The sequence below is a fragment of the Corynebacterium sp. HMSC078A10 genome, assembly GCF_001811565.1.
GTDB classification, from domain to species: Bacteria; Actinomycetota; Actinomycetes; order Mycobacteriales; family Mycobacteriaceae; genus Corynebacterium; species Corynebacterium hesseae.
In genome coordinates, this window is sequence record NZ_KV805185.1 from 118,203 (window position 1) to 140,273 (window position 22,071).

At 62.3% G+C, this 22,071-nt stretch carries 19 protein-coding genes; 1 reads left to right on the top strand and 18 read right to left on the bottom strand.

Annotated elements, in window-relative coordinates:
* Nucleotides 1-10: 10 nt before the first annotated feature.
* The 18 genes from HMPREF2808_RS02415 to pyrR all read right to left on the bottom strand — a co-directional run bounded on the left by HMPREF2808_RS02415 (nt 11) and on the right by pyrR (nt 20,490).
* Nucleotides 11-649: a riboflavin synthase gene (locus tag HMPREF2808_RS02415; RefSeq protein WP_070564433.1), complete on the bottom strand. Its 639-nt coding sequence runs from the start codon at nt 647-649 to the stop codon at nt 11-13.
* Nucleotides 650-667: 18 nt separating this feature from the next.
* Complete coding sequence (ribD, locus tag HMPREF2808_RS02420; RefSeq protein WP_083303831.1) at nt 668-1,693, bottom strand: bifunctional diaminohydroxyphosphoribosylaminopyrimidine deaminase/5-amino-6-(5-phosphoribosylamino)uracil reductase RibD; 1,026 nt, start codon at nt 1,691-1,693, stop codon at nt 668-670.
* Nucleotides 1,690-2,367, bottom strand: coding sequence for a ribulose-phosphate 3-epimerase (gene rpe / locus HMPREF2808_RS02425; protein ID WP_070564430.1), 678 nt, complete (start codon nt 2,365-2,367; stop codon nt 1,690-1,692). Before rpe ends, ribD begins: the two co-directional genes overlap by 4 nt.
* A gap of 28 nt (nt 2,368-2,395) precedes the next feature.
* The gene (locus HMPREF2808_RS02430; protein ID WP_070623488.1) at nt 2,396-3,970 is read right to left on the bottom strand and encodes an RsmB/NOP family class I SAM-dependent RNA methyltransferase; all 1,575 of its coding nucleotides are present in this window, start codon (nt 3,968-3,970) and stop codon (nt 2,396-2,398) included.
* Nucleotides 3,967-4,965 (bottom strand): methionyl-tRNA formyltransferase, encoded by a 999-nt coding sequence (gene fmt, locus HMPREF2808_RS02435; RefSeq protein ID WP_070623491.1) that lies wholly within the window; start codon nt 4,963-4,965, stop codon nt 3,967-3,969. Before fmt ends, HMPREF2808_RS02430 begins: the two co-directional genes overlap by 4 nt.
* Nucleotides 4,966-5,053: 88 nt before the next feature.
* Nucleotides 5,054-5,563, bottom strand: a complete 510-nt coding sequence (gene def / locus HMPREF2808_RS02440) for a peptide deformylase (RefSeq protein WP_070623494.1) — start codon at nt 5,561-5,563, stop codon at nt 5,054-5,056.
* 152 nt (nt 5,564-5,715) lie between these two features.
* Nucleotides 5,716-7,758, bottom strand: coding sequence for a primosomal protein N' (locus HMPREF2808_RS02445; RefSeq protein ID WP_070623497.1), 2,043 nt, complete (start codon nt 7,756-7,758; stop codon nt 5,716-5,718).
* Between the two features lie 11 nt (nt 7,759-7,769).
* Nucleotides 7,770-8,993 (bottom strand): methionine adenosyltransferase, encoded by a 1,224-nt coding sequence (metK, locus tag HMPREF2808_RS02450; protein WP_070564415.1) that lies wholly within the window; start codon nt 8,991-8,993, stop codon nt 7,770-7,772.
* Nucleotides 8,994-9,108: 115 nt separating this feature from the next.
* Nucleotides 9,109-10,329: a bifunctional phosphopantothenoylcysteine decarboxylase/phosphopantothenate--cysteine ligase CoaBC gene (gene coaBC / locus HMPREF2808_RS02455; protein WP_070623569.1), complete on the bottom strand. Its 1,221-nt coding sequence runs from the start codon at nt 10,327-10,329 to the stop codon at nt 9,109-9,111.
* Between the two features lie 214 nt (nt 10,330-10,543).
* Nucleotides 10,544-10,846 (bottom strand): DNA-directed RNA polymerase subunit omega, encoded by a 303-nt coding sequence (gene rpoZ, locus HMPREF2808_RS02460; RefSeq protein ID WP_070524322.1) that lies wholly within the window; start codon nt 10,844-10,846, stop codon nt 10,544-10,546.
* Between the two features lie 38 nt (nt 10,847-10,884).
* Nucleotides 10,885-11,454 (bottom strand): guanylate kinase, encoded by a 570-nt coding sequence (gmk, locus tag HMPREF2808_RS02465; RefSeq protein ID WP_070623500.1) that lies wholly within the window; start codon nt 11,452-11,454, stop codon nt 10,885-10,887.
* Between the two features lie 8 nt (nt 11,455-11,462).
* Nucleotides 11,463-11,783: an integration host factor, actinobacterial type gene (mihF, locus tag HMPREF2808_RS02470; RefSeq protein ID WP_010186801.1), complete on the bottom strand. Its 321-nt coding sequence runs from the start codon at nt 11,781-11,783 to the stop codon at nt 11,463-11,465.
* 270 nt (nt 11,784-12,053) lie between these two features.
* Complete coding sequence (pyrF, locus tag HMPREF2808_RS02475; RefSeq protein ID WP_070623503.1) at nt 12,054-12,902, bottom strand: orotidine-5'-phosphate decarboxylase; 849 nt, start codon at nt 12,900-12,902, stop codon at nt 12,054-12,056.
* Nucleotides 12,886-16,227, bottom strand: coding sequence for a carbamoyl-phosphate synthase large subunit (gene carB, locus HMPREF2808_RS02480; RefSeq protein WP_070623506.1), 3,342 nt, complete (start codon nt 16,225-16,227; stop codon nt 12,886-12,888). The genes pyrF and carB overlap by 17 nt, the downstream gene beginning before the upstream one ends.
* 30 nt (nt 16,228-16,257) lie before the next feature.
* Complete coding sequence (carA, locus tag HMPREF2808_RS02485) at nt 16,258-17,421, bottom strand: glutamine-hydrolyzing carbamoyl-phosphate synthase small subunit (protein WP_070623509.1); 1,164 nt, start codon at nt 17,419-17,421, stop codon at nt 16,258-16,260.
* A gap of 103 nt (nt 17,422-17,524) precedes the next feature.
* Nucleotides 17,525-18,883 (bottom strand): dihydroorotase, encoded by a 1,359-nt coding sequence (locus HMPREF2808_RS02490; RefSeq protein ID WP_070623510.1) that lies wholly within the window; start codon nt 18,881-18,883, stop codon nt 17,525-17,527.
* A gap of 44 nt (nt 18,884-18,927) precedes the next feature.
* Nucleotides 18,928-19,899 carry an aspartate carbamoyltransferase catalytic subunit gene (locus HMPREF2808_RS02495; RefSeq protein ID WP_070623512.1) on the bottom strand — a complete coding sequence of 324 codons (972 nt, stop codon included), beginning with the start codon at nt 19,897-19,899 and terminating at the stop codon, nt 18,928-18,930.
* On the bottom strand, nt 19,900-20,490 hold the full coding sequence (pyrR, locus tag HMPREF2808_RS02500; RefSeq protein ID WP_070532978.1) for a bifunctional pyr operon transcriptional regulator/uracil phosphoribosyltransferase PyrR: 591 nt from the start codon (nt 20,488-20,490) through the stop codon (nt 19,900-19,902).
* 161 nt (nt 20,491-20,651) lie between these two features.
* On the opposite strand from pyrR, the gene HMPREF2808_RS02505 reads away from it, so the two are divergent.
* Entirely contained in the window at nt 20,652-22,049 is a 1,398-nt protein-coding gene (locus tag HMPREF2808_RS02505; protein WP_070623515.1) for a TIGR01777 family oxidoreductase, read from the top strand.
* The last annotated feature ends 22 nt before the right edge of the window (nt 22,050-22,071 follow it).

The following is a 22,071-nucleotide window of genomic DNA, read 5'->3' on the forward strand; positions in this document are numbered from 1 at the left end:
AGGACTAACTCTATCCCTCTGTGCCCGCGGCGTGGGCGTTAGGGTGAACCATTTTCTCAACATACTTTGCAACCACGTCTACCTCGAGGTTTACGCGGTCGCCGGGCGCCATCGCACCAAACACGGTATCGCGCAATGTGGTGGGAATGAGAGAGACCTCAAAAAAGCCATCCGCGCCAGGTTTATCTTCATCCGCCGACACCGCGGACACCGTCAGGGACGTTCCTTGGACGGCGATGGATCCCTTCTCCACGACGTATCGGGCGAGCTCCCGCGGCAGGCTAAAACGCAACACCTCCCAGTGCTCCGAGGGGGTGCGGGAAAGCAGCGTGCCGGTGCCATCGACATGGCCTTGCACGATGTGGCCGCCCAAACGAGTCGTTGGGAGCACCGCCCGCTCGAGGTTAACCGCCGAACCCACTTCGAGTTCTCCCAATGAACTACGGTTCAAGGATTCCTTCATAACGTCTGCGATGAAGGTTCCTTCTCCCAGCTCGGCTACTGTCAGGCAGACGCCGTTGACAGCGATGGAATCACCCAACTGCGCATCACTCAGCACGGTGGATGCCGCGATGCCCAAACGGACTGCATCGCCCTGCGGTTCCACGCTATCGACGCGCCCGACTTCTTCTACGAGTCCGGTAAACATAGTCCGTACTCCCCTTTCCTACTTCTCGTTCTTCCGGTATTCCACGAGCAGGTCGGCGCCAAGCTCGGTAACCGCCGCGCGCTCCCACCTCGGAGCCAGCGCCAAGCTCGAGGCCACAGCCCGAGTGAGAACTCCCCTGCCCTGGCCAAGGATGACGTTGCCGATGTATGCCTGAATGAAATCCACGCTGCCCAGTTCCATAAAGCTCGTCGCGAGTCCAGCGCCGCCTTCGACGAGAATGTCGCGCGCGCCGCTGGCGTATAGCTCGGCTAGCGCCTCCTGCGGGGTGGCATAGTGCTCGAAACCTAGCTTTGCCAGATTACTGCTTCCGCCTCGGTCCACGTCCCGGGAGCCGATGACGACGCGCCGCGGCTGCGTTTCACGCAATGAGCCGTCCGGGTAGCGTGCCGTCAACGACGGGTTATCTGCCAGCGCGGTGCCCGTGCCGATGAGGATGGCATCCCTTTGTGCCCGGTCGCGGTGCACATGCTCGCGAGCCTGCTCTCCGGTAATCCATTGGCTGCTGCCATCCACTGCGGCGGTGAACCCGTCGAGGCTTTGGGCAAACTTGAGCGTCACGTGCGGCCTGCCCAAGCGCACCGAACCCAACCACCCGGCGAGTGCATCGCTCACGCCTTCCGGCGCCTCAATATGCCCCACGGTAATGCCGGCGCCGCGCAATGTGGCCGCGCCGCCGCCGGCCTCCGGGGTGGGGTCTGGGTGGAGGAAGTAAACGGCGGCCACAGAGGCATCGATAAGCGCCTGCGCACAGGGCCCAGTACGGCCGGTGTGGTTACAGGGTTCCAAGGTAACGACCGCCGTGCCGCCGCGCGCCTTGTCGCCCGCATCGCGCAACGCCATGACTTCGGCATGCGGACCGCCCGGGGGCTGGGTTGCGCCGACACCGGCGACGCGGCCGGCGGCATCAAGTATGACCGCTCCTACAGGCGGGTTTGGGCTCGTCGTGCCGCGCACCTTATCGCCGGCCTCCATGGCCACACGCAGCGCCCGCGTGAGAACCGCTGAGTCTAGGTGTGGGATCACAGCGTGGCCAAGCTACGCAGCTCGTCGACGGCCGCTGCCTTATCTGCTTGTTTGTAGATGGCGGAACCTGCGACGAAAGCATCGCAGCCCGCCTCGGCGGCGGAGCGAATCGTTTCAGCGGAAATGCCACCGTCAATCTCGATGAGGACGTCCAGACCGCGCTCGTCGATGGCCGCGCGCAAGGCGCGCACCTTGTCCAGCTGATCCGGCATAAAGCTCTGACCGCCAAAGCCCGGCTCAACTGACATAACGAGCACTTCGTCGAAGTGCTCGAGGGCGTCCAGCCAAGGCTCGATCGGCGTGCCCGGCTTAATGGAAAAGCCCGCGCGCACACCTAAATCCCGGATTGTGCGCGCCAGGGCGATGGCCGCGTCCTTGTCGGCGACGGCCTCGACGTGGAAGATGATGCAATCGGCGCCGGCCTTTGCGTAGGTTTCTACCCACTTCTCGGGTTCCTCAATCATGAGGTGAACGTCCAGCGTCTGCGGTGTAATCCCGTCCACCGTCGCAGTGATATCCGGGCCAAAAGACAGGTTCGGGACGAAGTGTCCATCCATAATGTCAACGTGGATCCAATCCGCGTTGGCCACGGCGCGGACCTCGTCGCCCAAACGGGTGAAGTCGGCGGCCAAGATGGACGGGGAAATAATGGGACCAGACGAGAGTGCAGACATGACCTTCAGCCTAGTCCCTCTCGCAGCCTCAGTCCGCTACTCGGCGCAAGACCGCGAAAAACATCGCATCGGTGCCATGGCGGTGCGGCCACATCTGCGCGGACAGCTCGGCGCCAAGGTCCCCCATCTCCGGCAGCACGTCGCGCGCATCCAGTTCTTCGATGTGAATCGCTGATCCCTCTGCGTGCCGTTGCACGGCGGCATCCACGATGCCCCTGGTCTCACGCAGGTCCGGCGAGCAAGTCGAGTACACCACGACGCCACCTGGGCGCACCAGCTCCAACGCGGACTCGAGCAGCTCGGTTTGCAGCTGGTTAAGCTCCGCAATGTCTGATTCGGCCTTGCGCCAGCGAGCTTCCGGGCGCCGGCGGAGCGCGCCTAGGCCGGAGCAGGGGGCGTCGACCAGCACGCGGTCGAAGCCTGGTTTCAGTCCTGGTGCTCGGCCGTCCGCTTGGTGCACGCGCACTGGCAGGTCCCCCACCGTCTTTTCCACCAACGTGGCGCGATGCGGGGAGACTTCGACGGCATCGACTGTCGCGCCCTCTATGCGTGCAATTGCACCCATGAGGGCGGCCTTGCCACCAGGTCCGGCGCACAGATCCAGCCAGCGTCCGGTGTCTTCACCACTGAGCTCGGCTTCCGTTACCGCGCGGGCAATGAGCTGCGAACCTTCGTCCTGGACCGCCGCTAGCCGCTGGCGAACCGGCTCTAGCGAACCAGGATCCCCGTGCTCAAGGTAGACCGCATAGGGAGAATAGCGACCTTCCTCGCAACCGGTGATCAGGGCGAGTTCTTCGGCGGAGATCTCACCGGGGCGCGCTACCAAGTGCACAACAGGGCGTTGGGAGTCCGCCTCGAGCGCGCACTCCAGCTCACGCGACTGGTCGGCGCTGAGCGCACCAGTGCTATCGGGGCCCAATACGCCCAAGGCACGGCCGAAGGAGCGGGCAATCCACTCCGGATGGGCATGGCGGAAGGCCAAAGCAGCCACCTGGCCTTGGGGAGCAAGCTGATCCAACCACGCTTGCGCCGGCGTACGGGTGATGGTGCGCATGATGCCGTTGGCAAAACCTTTAGCCTTGTCCTGGCCAGCTGCCTCCACGAGGCGCACGGTAGTATCGACAGCCGCGTGTGCCTCAACGCGGGTATAGAGCACCTGGTAGGTTCCCATTCGCAGGGCGGTGAGCACGTCGGGGGCGATAGCGTCGAGGCCACGAGAGGCGCACTCGGCGATGACGGCATCGAGCACGCCCTCGGTCCGCAGCGTGCCGTAGGTTAACTCGGTGGCGAAGGCAGCATCGCGGCCACTGAGGCTATTGGCACGTACGGCTTTCGGCAGCGTGAGGTTGGCAAAGGCATCGTCTGCATCCACGCGTTGCAATACTTCGAAAGCCACCGCGCGTGGACGATCCACCCCGCAGCGCTGCGCGGCAGAAACCACCGAGGTCGACGGCGCTGGGCGACGTGTATCGTGACGCTGACCGCCGCGACGCTCCCTGTTGCCCTTGGCAGTGCGTTTCGCACCGCCGCGTTGCTGCTTCCCACGCTGCGCGCGGTCTGCAGGATCGCCTGACTTGCTGCGGGATCTAAAACCTCCGCTCATGAGAACTTCACCTCATCCTCGCCGCCTTCTACTGACTGCGAAGCCTGGTGTGCAAGCCCGCGGCCCCAGTCGGCGGCATTCATCATCTTCTTGCCTGGCGGTTGAATCTTTCCCAAACGAACCGGGGAGCTGCCAGTACCGACCATCACTTCCTTCTTGGCCACGTGGACTTCACCCGGCTGCAATGCGGAAAGCGCGGAGTGTTCAGTACGGTCCTCAAGTTCTGTGGGTGGCACAGGTTCTACTGGACCAAGCTTTAAGCGTGACTGCCCCAACAGGGTCCAAGCACCCGGCCCCGGGGTATGCGCGCGAATGTGGCGATCAACGGCCTCGGCGGGCGCAGTCCAGTCAATGCGGGCATCGTCGGTAGAGATCTTGTGCGCGTAGGAGGCTTCACCTACTTGCGGCTGCGGCGCGATGCTGCCGTCTTCCAACCCATCCATGGTCCGCACGAGGAGGTCGCCACCGGCATAGGCCAACCGCGTCAATAAGTCATCCGCGGTATCGGTGTCTTGGATGTCCTCGTCGATCGTAGCGAGGATGTCCCCAGTATCCAGGCCTTGGTCGATGCGGAAGGTCGTAGCACCCGTGCGAGTATCCCCAGCCGCAATGGCTGCTTGCACCGGTGCCGCGCCTCGCCACGCCGGGAGCAGGGAGAAGTGAAGGTTCACCCAACCGTGCGTCGGAAGGCTCAGCAAGTCCTCGGTGATCAGGTTTCCGTAGGCAACCACGGGGATAGCCTCGGGAGCAATGTCTGCTAGTCGTGCACGCAGGGCATCACCGTCCTCGGTGCCAGGCTTAAGTGTGGTCGGCGTGAGCACCTCGATACCGTGCTTTTCCGCCAGTGCCTTCACCGGACTTGGATGAACGGTGCGGCCACGGCCCCGGCGGGCGTCAGGCCGAGTAATGACGGCGGCCACCTCATGGGGTGAGTCGATGAGCTTCTCCAAAGCCACAACTGCGGGCTCCGGGGTTCCGGCAAAAACAATACGCACTGCTAGAGCATGCCTTTCTCGTGTGAGAGTTTCTAAATCTAATGTTCAAAAGTAAGTCTGCTGTACTGCTGATTAAGAAGGGCTACGGCTATGTGTTGAACCACTCCGATTGGCGGATGGTTTTCATAGAGTCCTTCCGCAGTTCATCGCTCAAACGCTGCAAGAACAAGATCCCATCCAAGTGGTCCGTCTCGTGTTGGATACAACGCGCCATCAGCCCAGAGGCAAGCATGGATATCGGGCGGCCGTGTGGGTCGAATCCGCGCAGACGTACGGTAGAAAAGCGTTCAGTGGGCTGAGAAATGCCGGGGATGGACAAGCAACCTTCGGTCCCCAACTGCATGTCCTGGCCCACCGCTTCCCATACCGGGTTAATGACGGCACCGCGCAAACCATGCTGATAATGCGAGCAATCGAAGACAAAGATGCGTTTGGTCACACCGATCTGGTTGGCCGCTAGACCTACTCCCCCTGCGGCTTCCATTGTCTCCAGCATGTCCTGAGCCAAGCGTTCCAGTGATGGCCCGAACTCGGTGATTTCCTCAGCTCTGGTGGTGAGGACCGGGTCGCCGTAGAGACGAACCTCTCGCACGGTCATAGTGGTACTCCTCGTGGTTGACGGTGTGGCACGTCGTGCGGGGGTTGTCGGCCTAGGCATTCCTCGCCTGCCCAGGACCCTCCGCGCTCCTGCACCGAGAATAGTTCACCTTCCGCGGGAGGCGCTCGACAGGGGTGGAAAGGAGCGCAGCGTTAACCGATGTTTATCGGATCCACGGCGATACGCAGAGGCAAGACATCCTTGCGAGCGCTGCGCAAGGAATTGGCTGTGCGCAAGGCCTGGCCCAGCAGGGACCTCGGGCCCAGCGGGGTTCGAATTAGCAGACGCTGTGGTTCGCCGCCGCGCTCATGATCGTATTCACCCGGCAAGCTCACGCCAGGCGGCAACGGTACGGGCCCGAGAAGCTCCGCATGCTCCGGCAGTTCCGCTAGCTCCAGGAAGGCATCGAGGGAGGCGTCCGCCCCGTCGATCGCCGCCATATGCACCGCGGGCGGAAAGCGAACCTCGCGGCGCGCCTGCAACTCGGCCGCCGCGGCACCTACCATGTCCCACCGGCTAAAGAAATCCACAAGCGGCAGCTGTTCATCAGCGGCGACGATAACGACACCACCCTCCTTGGCTGGCGCAACGAGGGTGGCCGCCGCGGCCCATGTGGCCAACGTGTCCTCCGTGGCGCGCAGATCCTGGCGGCCAAGCAACGCTCCGGTTTCCACAAGGAGCGCAGCCCCGTACATCCCGTTCTTCGCTACGCGCGGCTCCGCGCCGGGTGTCGCGATGACGAGCGCCGGCGCGTCTGGGATTTCATTTACGACGGTGGATCCACCGGATTGAATCACGCGTGTATTGGGAAAGGCCCGGCCCATCTCTTCCGCAGTGCGCTCGGAGCCCAACACGATGGCGCGTAATCGCGGTGAGCCGCACTCCGAACAGCGGTAATGCGCGTCAACGCGCCCGCACCACCGGCACGTGGGCAGCGCCGCAGAATCGGTCGACTCGTGCTTCGAGCCGCGAGCGGAAGGCAGACCTAAGGGACCGTTGCAATGACGACACCGTGCAGGAGATGCACACTGCCCACAGGCGAGGATTGGGGCGTAGCCCTTGCGCGGGACTTGAACAAGGACGGGCTCGCCGCGGTCGAGGGCTGCGCGCGTGGCTTGGAAGGCGGGGCCGCTTACCGACGTCGTGCCTCCCCGCATATGGCGGGCCACGTTGACCCCATACGCACCCACCGCAACGATTTCGGGGCGCCTATCTTCCAGTGTGTTCGCGGCGGGTAGAAGATCGTGGGCCCACCCCGATTCAACGAGCAGTTGGGCTTCCGCGGTGCGGGCGTGGCCGGCGAGGATGAGGCTGCAACCTTCCTGCGCGGAGCGTGTGCTCAGCACTTCCCTGGAGTGGACATAGGGCTTGAGGTTGTCAACCAGGCTATCGTCGCCATCGTTGAGCAGGACGGCCAATTGGAGGCCCTTGACTGGGGCGAAGGCGGCGGAGCGAGTTCCGATGACGATTCGAGCTTGACCCGTCAACGCCGATAGATAGCGGCGATAGCGCGCCTGGGGGCCGGTGCTGTGCGCGAGCACCGTGATTTGTTTGGCAGAGACGTGGCGGCGAAAGGCCTCCTCGAGCTGATCCAGGTCCTTCTGGTCCGGTACGACCATGAGCACGCCGCCGCCTTGGAGCGCCACACTGGTGCCCAGCGCTGCCAGCGCGCTTGCCCAATCCTCCCCCGGCGCTATCTGCCATGCTGCTCGCGCAATATGGCCCGACAGCACCGAGTCCACGAAGGACTCACCATGCTGGTACCCGGACCACGCAGAGAGATCCGGGTGCTCCGCTGTACCTAATTCTTCCCACGGTGTATCGACATCCGCTTCCTCAGCCTTGGCATGACGCGCCGGGATGGCGGCGCGGATGATATCGGAGCGCACGCCGCCATAACGGGCTGCAAGGGATTCGATGAGCGCCGACATTTCCGGCGAGTACACCGCAAAGGGGGAAATGACGCGATCGATATAGCGAAGCGATCCAGCGAAGTCGGAATCGCTGGCGCGGGAGAGCAGGATGGCGTCGACCAGTCGACCATTGAAGCGAATGCGCACGCGTACGCCTGGCTGGGCGGCCTGCGAATCCGATTCATCGATGAGGTAGTCGAATTCGCGGTCCAGGTGCGCTACCCCCAACAAAGGCAACACCCGCGCGACCGGTTGCTGGGCGGCGGGTGTCTTCTTGGGCATAGCGCCCGATTCTACAGGCCGGCGGCGCGGCGCAAGTCGACGGCCCGCGAGGTGTCCTCCCATGGAAGGTCAACATCGGTGCGGCCAAAGTGGCCGTAGGCCGCGGTTTGACGGTAGATCGGGCGCTGCAGGTTGAGCTCGCGGATAATGGCGGCGGGGCGCAGATCAAAAACCTTGTCCACCGCAGCCTGAATGTCGGCATCGCTCAAACCGGCTTGAGCAGTGCCGAAGGTCTCGACATAGAGACCAACGGGCTTCGCGCGGCCAATAGCGTATGCAACCTGCACTTCGGCGCGGTCGGCCAGACCGGCGGCCACGATGTTCTTAGCTACCCAACGCATAGCGTAGGCGGCTGAGCGGTCCACCTTGCTCGGATCCTTGCCGGAGAAGGCACCGCCACCGTGGCGGGCCATGCCGCCGTAGGTGTCGACGATGATCTTGCGTCCAGTCAGGCCTGCATCGCCCATTGGCCCGCCAAGAATGAAGGAACCAGAGGGGTTGATGAGGAGCTCGGTGTCTTCGGTGTAGTACTTGCTCAGGTTCGCATCGTTGACGACCCACTCGACTACATGGGTACGAAGCTGCTCCGCGAGCCATTCCTGGGTCACCTCCGGATCATGCTGGGTGGAGATGACAATTGTCTCTAAGCGAGTCGGCACATCGTTCTCGTCATATGCAAAGGTGACCTGGGTCTTGCCATCTGGGCGCAGGGAAGGAACGATGCCTTCCTTGCGGACCTGGGTGAGGCGACGCGAAAGGTGGTGTGCCGTAGAGATCGGCAGCGGCATGAATTCTGGAGTCTCATTCGTTGCGTAGCCGAACATGAGGCCTTGGTCGCCAGCGCCATATTGATCGTCGTCCTCAAACTGGCCCGAGCGAACCTCGGTTGAGGCGTCCACTCCGGCGCCAATCTCTTGGGATTGCTCACCAATCGCTACGTTGACTCCGCAGGTGTGGCCGTCAAATCCCACGTCAGAGGAAGTAAACCCGATCTCAACGAGGGTCTTGCGTACAATCTGCGGGATCTCCACATACCCGGAGGTGCGCACCTCACCCACAACGTGAACTTGGCCCGTGGTGACAAGAGTCTCCACGGCGACGTGTGCGTTTGGGTCTTCCTTAAGAAGGGCGTCAAGAATGGCGTCCGAGATAGCGTCACAAATCTTATCCGGGTGACCTTCTGTCACGGATTCGCTGGTAAAAAGACGTACCGCCTGAACAGCTGTTTCAGTCACAAATCTTCCTTAAACTAGTTCTGCGCGCCGTGGGCAAGGCAGCGCCTATCCCACGCCCCGGCTAATAACACGGCCCCATCGTAGACCAAGCGGTCTACAGCTGCAAGAACGAGCGCTACCTTTCCAGAATTTCATTCACCACGTTAAGTATCTGGGCAGCTACAACCTGCTTCGATCCCGGTTCAACCTCCACCGGATCAGCACCCTTCCGAAGGATCCACCCTGCACTCGTTGGCTGTCCGAAGACCTTGCCCTCCCCAACCTCGTTGGCCATGAGTACATCGCACCCCTTCTTCACGAATTTTTGCTGGGCGTACTCGAGCACGCTCGTGTGTGCATCCCCGGTCTCCGCTGCAAAACCGACGATGATGGCATCGCGCTTCAAGTCCCCATTCTCGCGGCGTTCGACCAACCCCTTGAGGATATCCGGGTTTTCCACCAGCTCGAGATGATCTAAGTCCTCGTCAGCGGTCCCCTTCTTCATCTTGGAGTCCGCGACGGAAGCCGGCCGATAGTCTGAAACAGCTGCAGCCATGATGACGATATCCGCATCCGCTGCTTCGGCGTTCATTGCCTTGTGCATATCGCGAGTGGAAGTCACCCGCACAACGGAGGCGCCTGATGGAATAGGAAGCGCGTCAGTATTCCCGGCAACGATAGTAACTTCTGCACCGCGCTGCGCGGCTACTTCTCCCAAGGCAAAGCCCTGGCGACCAGAGGAACGATTGCCCAGGTACCGCACCGGATCTAGGTTCTCCTGCGTTCCCCCAGCAGAAATCACGACCTTGAGCCCCTGCCAATCATGCGCCACGCGGTGGCCAGCCATAATCGTGCGGGCAAACTCCGCTATCTGCCCCGGTTCCGGCAAGCGGCCTGCGCCGGTATCAACGCCGGTGAGCCGCCCATGGGCCGGTTCCATCACGATAACGCCGCGACGACGCAATGTCGCCACGTTGTCTTGCGTCGCTGGATTGAGCCACATCTCCGTGTGCATAGCTGGGGCAATGATGACAGGACACGTAGCAACCAACACAGAGGCGCTCAGCAGATCATCGGCGCGGCCACAGGCCAACCGAGCGATCAAGTCAGCGGTGGCTGGGGCGATGACGACGGCATCGGCCTGCTGCCCCAGCGCGACATGCTGCACCTCATCGACTGCATCGAAAACGGTAGTCGAGACCGGATGCCCTGACAGGGCCTCGAAGGTGGCTGCACCGACGAAATTTAACGCGGCTTCTGTAGGAATCACGCGGACATCATCGCCGTGCTCAGTGAAGTCCCGAATCAGATGACACGCTTTATAGGCTGCGATACCGCCGGCCACGCCAACAAGGATGCGACGCGGCTGCGCGGTTCCGCCTGCACCCGATGAAGCCGCCTCTGCGGGAGCCGAGGCAGTGCTGCTCTCTGGACTATCTGGGGTTTGCTGTACATCCTTCACTCGGACGATAGTACCCAAGACACAACAAACCCACCCAAGCGCCTCAAGCGACACTAGGGTGGGTCTATTTCGGAATACGCGCTAGGCTGCTGCCTTCACGGGGCGAAGGCTAGTTGCCTTCCTCGTGGTCCAGCAGGCCGGCGTCGATCTCGCGCAGTGCGATGGACAGCGGCTTCTCGCCCGGCTCCGGGGTCACCAGCGGTCCGACGAACTCGAAGACGCCTTCGTCCTGTTCCTTGTAGTAGCTGTTGATCTGACGTGCGCGCTTAGCGGCGAAGATCACCAGGGCGTACTTAGACGAGACCTTGCCCAGCAGCTCATCGATAGGCGGGTCAGTGATACCCGTCGGCGGATCGAATACTGGCTCCGGCTTTGCGGCCTCAGAATTGGCAGGTGTGGTCACGTTGGTCACATGCACCTTTACTGTTGGTAGATGGTCAAAATCGTGGTCTATCCACGCAGGATAGCACTAATTGCAGCAACGGCCTCATCGAGATTGTCATTGACAACGATGTGGTCGAACTCTTTTTGCGCGGAAAGTTCCGTTTCTGCGGTGTGCAAACGGCGGTCAATCACATCCTGTGGCTCGGTACCGCGCCCAGTCAGGCGCTCCACCAAAACCTCCCAGGACGGTGGGGCCAGAAACACGGTTTCCGCCTCCGGCATCGCCGCCTTCACGTTGCGGGCGCCTGCAAGATCAACCTCCACCAACACTGGGCGACCAGCCAACATCGCTTCCCTAACGGGTTGAGCCGGCGTACCAGAACGCTGCAAACCACCGTGGATCTCTGCCCATTCGAGCATGTCTCCGGCGTCTATGTGTTCCTGGAAAGCCTCCGGGGAGACAAAGAAGTAGTCCACCCCATCAGACTCGCCGGGGCGGGGTTGGCGCGTCGTCATCGAGACGCTGAAGTAAAGGTTGTCTACATCATCGCGCAGGCGCGAAACCACAGTGGACTTACCCACAGCGGACGGCCCGGCCAGAACGACCAGGCGCCCGCGTGCAGTTTCGTCAGCCATTGCGCTAATTACTCGCCGTAGCCGAAACGCTCGAGCAGGGCGCGGCGCTGACGGTCACCCAGGCCACGCAGGCGGCGGGTCTGAGCAATCTCCAGGTCCTCCATGATTTCCTTAGCCTTGACCTTGCCAACCTTCGGCAGAGCCTCGAGAAGCGCGGAGACCTTGGTCTTACCGATGATCTCATCGGTCTCGGCCTTCTCCAGTACTTCCTGTAGGTTGGTTTCGCCGCGCTTCAGCGCAGCCTTGAGCTCAGCGCGAGCCTTGCGAGCCTCAGCGGCCTTTGCGAGAGCTTCTTTGCGCTGCTCATCTGTCAACTTGGGAAGGGCCACGGGTTTCCTCCGATTTCATTAGTACGAACATTGTCATCTGATGGCTAACACCAGAATCTCGGCTCACGGTGGGAAGATTTCCCCAGCGCGGGGTAGCTTTTGCTACCGCCGCGAACCGACTTCTGGCAATCCTAGCACTGGTCTGTACGCGATGACGTAACCCGGCCCCTTTCTATTAAAGGTTCCTGCACGTCAACGCACATGCCTTAAACAAAATACCAGGTAAACGGCGCGCCTGTTAATCCAGCGCGCCGTTTGAGACCGAGCTCTTTAGTCTCGGAACTCGGCAGCCGTATCTATTACGGCTTTGCGCAGGTCAGCAACGTCTGGACCTGCCGAAAGGATGGCTCGAGAGACGTTGGCAAAGCCCAGCTCGGGCGCCGCGGAGGTGAGTTGCCTAACATCAGCTGGAGTCGCGCCCTGCGCGCCCACGCCCGGAAGAAGAACCGGACCATGTAAATGGTCTAATACCGGCGGCGCGTCGAGTGTCGCACCGACAACCACTCCGAGCGCTCCTACAGCGTCATCCGTGGCCATTGCCGCGGCATTGCGCTGTCCGAGTTCATCAACGACGCGCTGCGCTACGCTGCGGCCATCGACGCTCAGCGATTGCAACGCTACGGCCTCCGGATTGGAGGTCGCCGCAAGGACGAAGACACCAGCACCGGTCTTTTCCGCAATGTCGAAGACAGGACTCAACGCTCCCACGCCGAGGTAAGGCGATACCGTCACCGCGTCCGCGCGCAACGGCGAGTCCTCCCCCAGCCAGGCCTCGGCATAACCAGCCATGGTGGAGCCGATATCGCCGCGTTTAGCATCGGCCAGACTCAGGCAGCCTTGCTCGCGCAGTGCTGCCAGAACCTCTTCGAGGACGGCGAATCCGCGCGAACCACAGCGCTCAAAGAACGCCACTTGCGGCTTGACTACAGCTGCCGTGTCGGCGAATGCCTCTACGCAACGCATACTGAAGGTGCGCAGGCCGTCGACGTCGACTGACAGGCCCCACGCCTCCAGGAGGTGTGGGTGTGGGTCAATACCTACGCACAGACGCCCTCGTTGCCTACCGGCGGCGACAAGGCGATCGCCAAAGGTAGGTGCAGCATTAGTTGGCTGGGTCATGCTTGAGCTCCTGCAGCGCGCGTACCTTAAGATCTCCCTGACGCAGCGCCTCGATGCCCTGCACCGCCGCGGTAACGCCCTGAACGGTCGTCACCAGCGGAACCCCGACGGATACTGCCGCGGCGCGAATGTCATAGCCGTCGTGGCGTGCACCGGCGGAACCGGCCGGGGTGTTGAGGATGAGGTCGACCTTGCCGGCCAGGATGGCGTCGACGATGGACTCTTGTCCCTCCTCAGCCTCGGAGACCTTGACTGCCACCTCGCACTCCACGCCATTGCGGCGCAGCATCTGCGCGGTGCCTGCCGTGGCGACGATGGTGTAGCCCATGTAGGCCAGGCGCTGAATCGGGAAGATCAGCGTGCGCTTGTCGCGGTTGGCCACAGACACGAAGACCGTGCCCTCCGTCGGCAGCTCGCCGAAGGCGGCCATCTCACCCTTGGCATAAGCTGCGCCGAAGTTGTCGGCCAAGCCCATGACCTCACCGGTGGACTTCATCTCCGGGGAGAGCAGCGTGTCGAGCAGCTGACCGTCCGGGCGGCGGAAGCGGTTAAACGGCAGCACGGCTTCCTTAACCGCAATCGGGTGCTCAATGGGCAGGGAGCCGCCGTCATAGGTGGACGGGATGATTCCCTCATCCTTGAGCTGCGCGATGGACGCGCCGAGCATGACGCGAGCTGCGGCCTTAGCCATCGGCACACCGGTGGCCTTGGACACGAACGGCACCGTGCGGGACGCGCGCGGGTTGGCCTCGATGACGTAGAGGGTGTCGTCCTTAAGCGCGTACTGGACGTTCATCAGGCCCTTGACGCCGATACCGTGCGCTAGACGACGCGTCGACTCCCGCACCTTTTCAATATCCTCCGGGCCGAGCGTCATCGGCGGCAAGGCGCAGGAGGAGTCGCCGGAGTGGATACCCGCCTCCTCGATGTGCTCCATGACTCCGCCGAGGTAGACCTCCTCGCCGTCGCACAGCGCGTCGACGTCGATCTCGATGGCGTTGTCGAGGAAGCGGTCCACCAACACCGGGTGATCCGAGGTGATCTCGGTGGCGCGCTCGATGTAGTCACGCAGGGAGTCTTCGTCATAGACAATCTCCATGCCGCGGCCGCCCAGCACGTAGGACGGGCGGACCAGCACTGGGTAGCCGATGCTCGCGGCGACCTCGCGGGCCTCATCGAAGGAGGTGGCGGTGCCGAAGTCCGGTGCTGGAAGCTCGGCAGCGGCAAGCACCTTACCGAACTCGCCGCGGTCTTCCGCCAGGTCGATGGCGGCGGCAGAAGTACCGACGACCGGAACGCCCGCGGCGGTCAGGCGCTCGGCCAAGCCCAACGGAGTCTGCCCGCCCAGCTGGACGATGACACCGGCTACCTCACCACAGGCGGCCTCTGCGTGGTAGACCTCCATGACATCCTCGAAGGTCAAGGGCTCGAAGTAGAGGCGGTCTGCAGTGTCGTAGTCCGTCGATACTGTCTCCGGGTTGCAGTTGACCATAACCGTCTCATAGCCCTCGCGGGAGAGTTCCAGCGCTGCATGCACGCAGGAGTAGTCAAACTCAATGCCTTGACCGATGCGGTTCGGGCCGGAGCCCAAGATGATGACCTTGCCCTTGGTCTTTTCGGAGCTGGCTCGAACCTCGGATTCCGCGTTCGGATCCATCTCGTAGGTGCTGTAGTGGTACGGAGTTTGAGCCTCGAACTCGCCCGCACAGGTATCAACGGTCTTGTAGACCGGGCGAATACCCAGGGACCAGCGCAGGGAACGCACGCCATCCTCACCAGCGAACTCCGGGCGAAGCGCGGCAATCTGGGCATCAGAGAGGCCAAAGACCTTGGCGCGGCGCAACAACTGCGCGTCGAGCACTGGGGCGTTCTCGAGCTCCTCGCGGAACTGCACGAGTGCTTCGAGCTCCGCCAAGAACCACGGGTCCAGGTGGGAGTGCTCGTGGAGCTGCTCAACGGTAGCACCCAAACGCAGCGCCAGCTCGATGTCGTACATACGGCCCTCGGTCGGGCGCTCTAGATCCTTGAGCTCGGCGTCGAGGTCGGTGGCGCGCTCACCGGCGAAATACTCATCCGGCTTGGTCCAGAAACCAGAAGGCTTGCCCTCCAGCGAGCGCATGACCTTATTGAGGCCGGAGATGTAGTTGCGGCCAATGCCCATGGCCTCGCCCACAGACTTCATCGTGGTGGTCAGGGTGTCATCAGCGCCCGGGAACTTCTCGAAGGCAAAGCGCGGAGCCTTGACAATGACGTAGTCCAGCGTCGGCTCGAAGGCGGCCGGGGTCACGCCGGTGATGTCGTTGCGCACCTCATCCAGGGTGTAGCCGATAGCCAGCTTGGCAGCCAGCTTGGCAATCGGGAAGCCGGTGGCCTTGGAAGCCAGTGCCGAAGAGCGGGACACGCGCGGGTTCATCTCGATGGTGATGATCCGGCCGTCATCCGGGTTCACAGCGAACTGGATATTGCAGCCGCCGGTGTCGACGCCGACCTCGCGGATGATGGCGATGCCTTGGTCGCGCATCTTCTGGTACTCGCGGTCAGTCAAGGTCAAGGCTGGGGCCACGGTGACGGAGTCGCCGGTGTGGACGCCAAGGGCGTCGACGTTCTCGATGGAAGCGATGACCACGACGTTATCGTCGCCATCGCGCATGAGCTCAAGCTCGAACTCCTTCCAGCCCAGGATGGACTCCTCGATCAGGACGTTCGCCTCCGGGGAAGCAGCCAGGCCGCCGCCGGCGATACGGTCGAGGTCCTCCTCGTTGAAGGCCAGACCAGAGCCCAGACCGCCCATAGTGAAGGACGGGCGCACGACAACCGGGAGGCCGAGCTCGGCGACGGTCTCGTGAACCTCATCCATGGTGTGGCACACGCGGGAGCGTGCGGATTCGCCGCCGATGGAGGCCACGATGTCCTTGAACTTCTGGCGATCCTCGCCGCGCTCGATGGCGTCGATATCGGCACCGATGAGCTCGATATCGTACTTCTTCAGGATGCCCAGGCGGTCCAGCTGTACGGCGGCGTTGAGGGCGGTCTGGCCACCGAGGGTTGCCAGGACGGCGTCGATAGGATTGCCCTCTTCTTTTTCCTTCTGGAAAATCTTCTCGATGAACTCGGGCTCGATGGGTTCCACATAGGTGTGGTCGGCGAACTCCGGGTCGGTCATAATCGTTGCCGGGTTGGAGTTGACCAGCGTGACGCGCAGGCCTTCCTCCTTGAGCACGCGGCAGGCCTGGGTGCCGGAGTAGTCGAACTCGCAGGCCTGGCCAATAACAATCGGGCCGGAGCCGATAACCAGGACGTGATTGATGTCGTTGCGCTTTGGCATTAGTTTCTTCTTCCTCTTCCTGGTTGCGTTCTACTTGTTCGGGGACTTCTCAGTCATGAGCTCGATGAACTGGTCAAAGAGCGGGTTAGCATCGTGCGGGCCGGCGGCGGACTCGGGGTGGTACTGCACGGAGTAGGCCATACCGTTCTTGAGCGCTACGCCCTCGATGGTGTTGTCGTTGAGGCAGGTGTGGGACACAACTGCCGGGCCGAAGTCAGTATCGAACTCCTCGCCCGCCGGGTCTTCCTTGCCCGAGGGGCTGGCCAGGGCGAAGCCGTGGTTCTGGGAGGTGATATCGATCTTGCCGGTGAGCTGGTTGCGCACCGGGACGTTGATACCGCGGTGACCGAACTTCAGCTTGTAGGTGTCCATACCCAGCGCGCGGCCGAGGATTTGGTTGCCAAAGCAGATGCCAAAAAAGGGGTACTTGGCAGCAAGGATATCGCGCACAATGCCCACCATGGTGTCAGCGGTAGCCGGGTCGCCCGGACCGTTGGAGACAAACACGCCATCCGGGTTGTACTGCTTGATCTCCTCAAAAGGAGTGTTGGCTGGAACCACGATGGTCTCGATGCCGCGCTCGGCGAAATTCTTCGGGGTTGCGGTCTTCACACCCATGTCATAGGCCACGACGGTGAAGCGCTTCTCCCCTACAGCTGGGAAGGTGTAGACCTCATCGGTCGAGACTTCTTCGGACAAGTCGAGACCTGCCATGGATGGCTGATTCTTGACCTCAGCGATGAGCTCCTCGACGTCCCGCTCAGCTGCCTCGCCGGAGAAGATACCGGCCTTGATGGAACCGTGGTTACGCAGGTGACGCACCAGGGTACGGGTATCAATTCCGCCGATGCCGATGATTCCCTGCTTCTCCATCTCCTCCGGCAGGGAACGGGCGGCGCGCCAGTTGGAAACACGGCGGGCAAGGTCACGGATAACAAGGCCGGCAACCCAAATCTGGTCGCCGTGGGACTCGCTGTCCTCATCGTTCCAGCCCGTATTACCAATCTGGGGCGCGGAGGCAACCACGATCTGACGGTGATAAGACGGGTCAGTCATGGTCTCTTGGTAGCCAGTCATGGCGGTAGTAAAGACGGCCTCGCCCAGGGTTGTGCCCGTGGCGCCGAAGCCGAAGCCACGGAAAGTACGGCCATCGGCGAGGACCAGGATGGCGGGAGTGGTGCTAGTGGAAGTCACTGTGCGTTAAACCTTTCAGTGATTTTGTCGGTGAAGGGTTGGTTGTGTTGGCTATGAGCGTTGGGTACTCGGGTTGAGCAACTCTGACTCTCGATTATCCCGATTATTCGTCTGCCTCGTCACCACTTTCAGCTGAGAGGTCATAGGTCACCGCGCCGCGCAGGATGGTGTAGGTAACGCGCGCGCCAAACTCCTCCCCCTCATAGGGGTTGTTCTCCGACTTCGAGGCCAGGCGGGTGGAATCTGATACCCACTCATGTTCCGGATCAACGATGGTGAGGTTGGCCGGCTCGCCGACTGCAATCGGGCGACCATGGCCGGGCAGGCGGGTAATCTCCGCCGGACGCTCCGACATGACGCGAGCAACGAAGCGCCAATCCGCCAGGCCAGTGGCGACAAAGAGCTTGGCGATGACCGCCAGGGAGGATTCAAGTCCCAACATGCCCGGCTTGGCGTGCTCGAACTCGACACACTTGTCTTCGCTGCCGTGCGGGGCGTGGTCCGTTGCCACGACGTCGATAAGCCCGTCGAGCAATGCCTGGCGCAGGACCAGGGTGTCGGATTCCTCGCGCAGCGGCGGGTTGACGCGGAAGACGCCGTCATAGGTCACCAGCTTGTCATCGGTCAGCAGCAGGTGGTGCGGTGTCACCTCAGCGGTCAGCGGAATCCCCTGCTCCTTAGCCCACTTGAGCAGCTCGACTGTGCCCTTCGTCGAAGCGTGGCAGATGTGCATGCGGTTGCCGTAGTCACGCGCGAGCAGTGCGTCGCGCGCCACGATCGATTCCTCAGCCACGCGCGGCCAGCCGCGCAGACCCAGGCGGGCGGCAACCTCGCCCTCATGGGCACTCGCGCCTTCGGTCATACGGTGATCCTCCGCGTGCTGGGCCAGCAGGACGTCGAGCCCCTTGGCGTATTCCAAGGCACGGCGCATGAGCTGCGGGTCCTGGACACACTTGCCGTCGTCCGAGAACATGCGCACCTTGGCATCCGAGCGGGCCATCATGCCGAACTCGGTCAGCGTTTTGCCCTCCAAGCCCTTCGTGATGGAGCCAACCGGATGGACGTCGCACAAACCGCGCGCCTGGCCCTTGGCCCAAACGGACTCCGCAATGATCGGCTGGTCCGTGACCGGGGAGGTATTCGCCATGGTGAACACGGCAGTAAACCCGCCCTTGGCGGCCGCCCGCGAGCCGGTCTCGATGGTCTCGGTGTCCTCGCGGCCTGGCTCACGCAGGTGGACGTGCATGTCCACCAATCCCGGAAGCAGCACGTTGCCGCCCCCGTCGATAGTGCGGTCGACACCTTCCGCTGGGGTGATATCGGCGGCGCCGATCGCCTCGATGACGCCATCCTTGATCAGGATGTTAGTGGGTTCCCCTTCCCCATAGGGGCGAACATTGGTGATGAGCAAGGTGCCCGCCGCGGGAGCAGAGAGCACGCCGGTGTCTGGATAAGTAGTCATGGTTTCTGAAAAGCTCTCCTCGTTGATTTATGAGATAACTCGTTTTAGATACCGGCGTTCTCGCCGTTGGTGAGCAGCGTAAAGAGGGTGGCCATGCGCACGTGGACACCGTTGTGGACCTGCTGGAGCACCGCGGTGTTGTCATAGTCAGCCACCGCGTAGTTGATTTCCATGCCGCGGACCATGGGGCCCGGGTGCATGATGATGGCGTCCTTCTTCATGGCAGCAGCGCGGTCCTTGGACATCCCGTAAAGAGCTGCATACTCGCGGTGCGAGGGGAAGAAGCCGCCGTTCATACGCTCTGCTTGGACGCGCAGCATCATGACGACATCAGCCTTGGCCACCTTGGAGTCGAAGTCATGGGAGACGCGCACCGGCCAGGTGTCGACGCCAAAGGGCAGCAGCGTCGGCGGAGCGACAAGCGTAACCTCAGCGCCCAACGTCGACAGCAGGTCCACGTTGGAGCGCACGACGCGGGAGTGCAGGCAGTCACCGACGATGGTGACGTTCAGGCCCTCGAAGCCGGTGCCAGAGGCGGAGCGATCCGTACCAAGGTGTAGGCGCTGGCGCATCGTGACGGCGTCGAGAAGCGCCTGCGTGGGGTGCTGGTGGGCACCATCGCCGGCGTTAATCACGCTCGGTCCCTGTCCTCCCGGTGCTACCCAACCGGCCAGCTGCTGCGCCGCGCCGGAGGAAGGATGGCGGATGATGATGGCATCGGCGCCGATGGAGGTCAGCGTCAGCCCAGTGTCCTTGAGGGACTCGCCCTTCTTCACCGAGGACGTCGACGCAGAGAGGTTGATGACATCCGCCGACATCCACTTTCCCGCCGTTTCAAAGGAGGAACGAGTACGGGTGGAGTTCTCATAGAACAACGTAAACACGGTTCGCCCGCGCAGAGTCGGCAACTTCTTGACTTCGCGGCCGTCCAAGGCTTCCCGGAAACGGTCGGCCTCATCCATGAGCCCAAGGATTTCCTCGGCGCTGTGGTCGGCGATATTAATGAGGTGCTTCATTTATGCCTCCTTGCCGGGCTGTGCAGTGAAGCGGGTAAGAACGACGGCGTCACGGCCATCGATGTCGGCGTTGTAGACGGTGACGTCCTCGTCGCGTGCGGTGGGGATGTTCTTGCCCACGTAATCAGCACGGATGGGAACCTGGCGGTGTCCGCGGTCCACGAGGACGGCAAGTTGAATAATGTCGGGGCGCCCGATATCTGCCAGGGCGTCCAACGCGGCGCGGATGGTGCGGCCGGAGTACAGCACATCATCAACAAGGATGACCGTGGCGCCGTTGATACCACCGGCTGGGACTGTGGTGGGCTGCAATGCCCGGTGCGGGCGAGCATAGAGATCGTCGCGGTACAACGTGATGTCAAGGGAGCCCCAGGGAACCTCCACCCCGGAGAATTCCTCAATCTTTTCGGCAAGGCGCTGCGCTAAAGGCACGCCACCAGAGGGAATGCCTAAGAGCAGGACCCGAGGAGATTCACTCGAATCAAGCGCCGTTTTCTCAATGATCTGGTGCGCGATGCGTGCGACAGTACGCGCGACGTCTTTCGAGCTCAGCAGCTCGTTGGACTCCGCGTGGGTGCCGGTTTCACTCATCGTGACCTCCTTCCCCGCCTCACGGTGCGGTCTTTAAAGGATGTCGGACAATGGTTAATAGGACTTGTCTATGCTTGAAAGCCAGCACCAACCATAGCACTCTTCATCCGTGCTGTATACGCCCTCGCACCCCCGAATTTTCTGAGGCAGGTCCATAGACAGTGAGTTTTACTACCCAGCACGTTGTTCCAGCCCCGCGCGGAGAGGTATGGCAATGGCACACCCGCCCCGGGGCGCTCGCCCGCCTCACCGCGCCATTTGGATTCATGTCTCCCCTGCAGCAGGCCGAGTCACTGGCAGACGGAACATCGGTCTTGAGCTTGCCTGGCGGCCTGAAATGGGTTGCCCGGCATGATTTGAGTAGGTACCAGCCGCGGCGTTCCTTTGCGGATGTGTGCATCAACGCCCCCTTCCGTTCGCTGGCGAACTGGCGCCATGAGCACTTCTTTGAGGATCACCCGGAAGGCACACTCATCACCGACAAGGTGGACACACGCATTCCCACGGGTGCGGTGGAGTCGGTCTTTGCCTACCGTCAGCAACAGCTCATCGAAGACTTTCGCTTTGCCCAACGGCTCGGTGAGCTCAACGCCGAGCCCCACACAATAGCGATTACGGGAACGCACGGGACGGTTGGCGCTGCTGTGGCCGCGCAGCTTGGCACCTTGGGCCATACCGTCGTGCCTCTAGTGCGCTCCTCCCCGGGCGCCGGCGAGCGCTTGTGGCGCCCAAACATTCCCGCCAAGGATTTGTTAGAGGGAGTCGATGTTCTCATCCACCTAGCCGGGGAGCCAATCTTCGGTCGTTTTAATTCCGCTCACAAGGAGGCGATCCGGGATTCGCGCGTGGGCCCCACTCACCTGTTGGCCCAGCTTGTAGCCCAGACACCGTCCGTGTCAGCGATGATCTGCGCCTCCGCCATCGGCATCTACGGTCCGGACCGGGGCGACGAGGATCTCACCGAAGAATCGGAGCGTGGGGATGGTTTCCTCGCCGACGTCGTGGGGGCGTGGGAGGAGGCCTGCGCGCCGGCGCGCGAGGCGGGAAAGCGCGTGGTGAACCTGCGCACCGGCATAGTGCAATCAGCCAACGCGGGTATCCTCCCGCTGCTGCGTGCATTGTTTTCTACTGGACTCGGCGGCGCGTTCGGCAAGGGCACCATGTGGAATAGCTGGGTTGCACAGGACGATCTTTCAGACATGTTTGTCCGCGCCGCGCTCGACTCAGAGTGGCAGGGCGCGATCAACGGGGTCTCCCCGCAGCCGGTGCTCAACCGAGACTACGTCGACGCCCTCGGAGCCCTGCTCCACCGTCCCACCTTCATCCCCATTCCCAGCGTCGGGCCCGCCCTGCTGCTGGGTAAGGAAGGCGCACGCGAGCTCGCACTGGCTAACCAGAAGGTGGTGCCCAGCCGGCTGGAGAATCTGGGCCACGTCTTCCGCTACCCAGAGTTAAAACCAGCACTTGCCCACGAACTCGGCGGCGAACAGCTCGTCGATGCCCCCACCTGCGCACCCGAGGCGGACGGCTCCGGTAGTGTCGGGGCCGGAAAAGATTAAGAAATATGTAGCAAGTAGCAAA

Coding starts and splice junctions, on each gene's coding strand:
- HMPREF2808_RS02490 (WP_070623510.1), bottom strand. CDS start 18,883: ATGACTACTTATCCAGACACCGGCGTGCTCTCTGCTCCCGCGGCGGGC.
- HMPREF2808_RS02430 (WP_070623488.1), bottom strand. CDS start 3,970: ATGAGCGGAGGTTTTAGATCCCGCAGCAAGTCAGGCGATCCTGCAGAC.
- gmk (WP_070623500.1), bottom strand. CDS start 11,454: ATGGCTGACGAAACTGCACGCGGGCGCCTGGTCGTTCTGGCCGGGCCG.
- pyrR (WP_070532978.1), bottom strand. CDS start 20,490: ATGAGTGAAACCGGCACCCACGCGGAGTCCAACGAGCTGCTGAGCTCG.
- def (WP_070623494.1), bottom strand. CDS start 5,563: ATGACCGTGCGAGAGGTTCGTCTCTACGGCGACCCGGTCCTCACCACC.
- HMPREF2808_RS02445 (WP_070623497.1), bottom strand. CDS start 7,758: ATGCCCAAGAAGACACCCGCCGCCCAGCAACCGGTCGCGCGGGTGTTG.
- pyrF (WP_070623503.1), bottom strand. CDS start 12,902: ATGACCCAGCCAACTAATGCTGCACCTACCTTTGGCGATCGCCTTGTC.
- HMPREF2808_RS02495 (WP_070623512.1), bottom strand. CDS start 19,899: ATGAAGCACCTCATTAATATCGCCGACCACAGCGCCGAGGAAATCCTT.
- HMPREF2808_RS02415 (WP_070564433.1), bottom strand. CDS start 649: ATGTTTACCGGACTCGTAGAAGAAGTCGGGCGCGTCGATAGCGTGGAA.
- carB (WP_070623506.1), bottom strand. CDS start 16,227: ATGCCAAAGCGCAACGACATCAATCACGTCCTGGTTATCGGCTCCGGC.
- rpe (WP_070564430.1), bottom strand. CDS start 2,367: ATGTCTGCACTCTCGTCTGGTCCCATTATTTCCCCGTCCATCTTGGCC.